General features: G+C 71.9%; 3 protein-coding genes. 1 reads left to right on the top strand and 2 read right to left on the bottom strand.

Going from position 1 to position 3,072, the window contains the following annotated elements:
* The first annotated feature begins 422 nt into the window (after window positions 1-422).
* The gene (locus tag VN520_RS05850) at window positions 423-1,052 is read left to right on the top strand and encodes a LysE/ArgO family amino acid transporter (RefSeq protein ID WP_325745768.1); all 630 of its coding nucleotides are present in this window, start codon (window positions 423-425) and stop codon (window positions 1,050-1,052) included.
* A 451-nt stretch (window positions 1,053-1,503) separates the two neighbouring features.
* On the opposite strand, the gene VN520_RS05845 is transcribed toward VN520_RS05850, so the two are convergent.
* Window positions 1,504-1,827, bottom strand: a complete 324-nt coding sequence (locus tag VN520_RS05845; RefSeq protein WP_325745767.1) for a hypothetical protein — start codon at window positions 1,825-1,827, stop codon at window positions 1,504-1,506.
* A 585-nt stretch (window positions 1,828-2,412) separates the two neighbouring features.
* A partial coding sequence (locus VN520_RS05840) for a universal stress protein (RefSeq protein ID WP_325745766.1) occupies window positions 2,413-3,072 on the bottom strand: 660 nt, incomplete at its 5' end.

The following is a 3,072-nucleotide window of genomic DNA, read 5'->3' as shown; positions in this document are numbered from 1 at the left end:
TTGCTCGCGGCCCGGGGCCAGAACCGGCGCATTGCTCGCGGCCCGGGGCCAGAACCGGCGCATCCGCACGCGCACCTGCTGGGCCAGCTCGTAGGTGGTCCACGCCTTGATGGCCAGCAGCCCGAGGATCGCATACGACGTCGTCGTCATCGTGGACGGGGGCATTGACGTGTTCCTCCTCGTGAGAGGACGACCAGCAGCATACTCCCACGGGGAGTACGACACGAGTGCAGGCTCGACGGGGCACTGTCTTCAGTTCACGGCCGCCAGTGCCACCGTGGGTGGCACCGGTTGCCGCCACCTACGGTACGGCCCTGGCCTCGTGGGTCGGCAGTCACGAGCGGGCGCGCACCACAGGACCCCGGTGACGACAGCCCACTCGGCCGACGCTGCCATCAGCACGCCTCCACAAGGTGTGGATCATGCCTGCCCCCACTGCCGCCACGTCGGTCCTGCTCGGGTGCGGGGCGAACCGCGCGCTGCTGACCCCGCTGGGAGCACAGCACACCTTCTTGATCCGCCAAGGCCTCGCCCACCGCCACGTCGGTCTGGTCGCCGCCCTCTGCACCGCCTCCGAGGCGGTACTGATCAGCTCCGGGACCACCGCAATGACCCAGGTCGTAGCCACCCGCCCGTGGCTCCCCACCGCGCTGGCCACCGGTGGAGCCGGCGTCCTCTACGGCTACGCGGCCCGGTCGGCCCGACGGGCCCTGCGCCCCTCCTCCGCTTTGACGAGCACACCGACGGGTGGCCCCGCGAGCGCGGGAAGAACGGCGCCGGCGATCACCGCGATCACCTGGCTGAACCCGCACGTCCTGCTGGAGACCGTGGTGGTGCTCGGCACCGCCGCCACCTCCTGCGGCACGCCGGGACAGTGGTGGTTCGGCCTCGGCGCTGTCACCGCGAGCACGGTGTGGTTCCTGACGGTGGGATACGGCATCGGGATGCTCAGACCCGCCTTCACCCGTCCGATCACCGGGCAGGGCCTGGAAGGGCCCACCGCGGTGATGATGCCCGTCCTGGCGACCACCGTGCTGCTCTGCGCCTTCTGACCGCGCCTCCTGAGCCCGCGGGCCGCCCCTGCACAGCGGGCCGGGGTCTGTCCCCGGCGCGGCGCTGGAGGACGCCACCTCCGCACGCCCACCCGATGATCCCGGCCGAAGGCGCCGCCTGATCCAGCAGCCGCACGGCTCTACGGGCGCCGCGCCCACCACCTGGCCCACCGCACAGACGCCCGACCCCACCGTGCCGTACACAGTCCCGACTGCACGCGCACGCTCTCGAGACGCTCAAGGAGGCGGGGAAGAACGGCATCGCCGCGTTCCAGGCAGCCGTCCCCCACGACGGCCCGACCGCCGCGGGACGGGGCAGCATCGGGTCCCTCGCCCCTAAGGGCGATGCGCGCACCGCCGCCGCACAGCATGCACGAACCAGCGCCGGTGGCGACCCACGACGATGCCCGGAGCAGCCGGCGGCATCGGCTGACGCCCACTCCTGAGGCGGTCATCCGCGCGCCCACAGCAGCTCGGTGGCGGGCTCGGCCGCCGCGCTCACCCGGTGCGGCGTCCTGGTGTCAATACCTCCCGGACCCGCCGACGCAGGGCGGCCCGCGACTTGCCGAGGGCGCAGCCCACCCGAGTGGCCGGCCCCCGCCGCGATCAGGCCCACGGTGTTGCCGATCCAGGTATCGGTGACGATCAGCCGCCGCCCGCCCAGGTCCTTGCCGGCGGCCCGAGGTCCGGCCACCGAGCCGGTGCGCCGCTCCCGCTCGACCTCTCGCTTCCTCTGCGCCAGGGCGACCATCACGGTGAAAACCATCGAACCCATCGGGGAGGTCGTGTCCCGGTCTCCTCGACCTGAGCCCGGCACCCGCATCCCCGCCCCCTCCACCGAACCCAGGACACGGCCGAGGAGGCCGCGAAGCAGGCCGCGAAGCAGGCCGCGAAGCAGGCCGCGGCGGAGGCCGCGAAGGAGGCGGAGGCGGAGGCGGCGGAGGCGGCGGAGGGTGCGGGGACGGGGCGCTGGGTCCACGAGCTCAGCCGAGGTCGACAACCAGGGAATAATGGGAAGAGTCACCCTCGATCCCGCAGGTCCCCGTGTCGTGTGGATGCCCTCTCTACCTGCCATGCACGCAGCCCCTGCACGGCAGCACCCCAGGAGGACGCACCGCATCATGGCCACCGACTACGACATCCCGCGCACCCGGTCCCGAGGACGAGCCGGCCAACGAGTCGCTGGAGGCGATCCAAGCCCAGCGCAGCCCCACCCGGACCGCGGTCATCGACCTGGTAGGGGCAATCAGCGCAAGTCGCTCCTGGACCGTGGCCAGGCGCCGGGAGAGGTTCGCCGAGCTCAGCACCCGCGATCCTCGGCATGGGATGCCCGGATGGATGGTTTCATCGGGTGCGCTGCTCAGTGCCCCGTGGGTGCGGGCACGACCATCACCGGGCCTTCGCTGTCGTGGAGCACAGCCTGGGAGACAGAACCGAGCAGGAGCCCCCGGAATCCGCCGATGCCGCGGGAGCCGACTACGACGAGGTCTGCGGTGCGCGAGGCATGGGTCAGAATGGCGGCCGGGCGTCCCACGTAGATGTGGTGCTCCACGGTCAGCTCCGGATGCTGTTGCACGATCTCGTCGGCGATGTCGGCCAGCTTCTGCCCCGACGCCTGGACGTACCGGTCCGTGTCGAACTCCTCCTGGAACCAGCTCGGGGTTTGGGTCAGCACCACGTTGGCGGACACCAGGACCAGGGTTCGGCCGTGGTCCCGGGCGTAGTCGACGGCCTGCCGTAGAGCCGGGTGGCGGGATCCCAGGGCGTCGATGCCCACGACCACGCGTCCGGTGAAGTCGACATCCTCGACACCGATGGGGCCGGCGGGCTCGAGCGCGAAATCCTCGAACCCGTCGGACGGGTCAGCAGGTCGATCCTTCCGCCCGGGGACGATGATGACGGGGCACACCGCATGCGCGGCGACCGCCGCGGAGACGGATCCGAGACGCCCGCGCAGCGCCCCGCCGCGTCCGCGCTTGCCCAGAACCACCAGGCCGGCCGAGCCCGAGGACTTCACGAT

Source organism: Streptomyces sp. (assembly GCF_035563135.1).
GTDB lineage: Bacteria > Actinomycetota > Actinomycetes > Streptomycetales > Streptomycetaceae > Streptomyces.
Note: the sequence above shows the minus strand (reverse complement) of the source record. Positions and strands in the feature narration are given on the sequence as shown.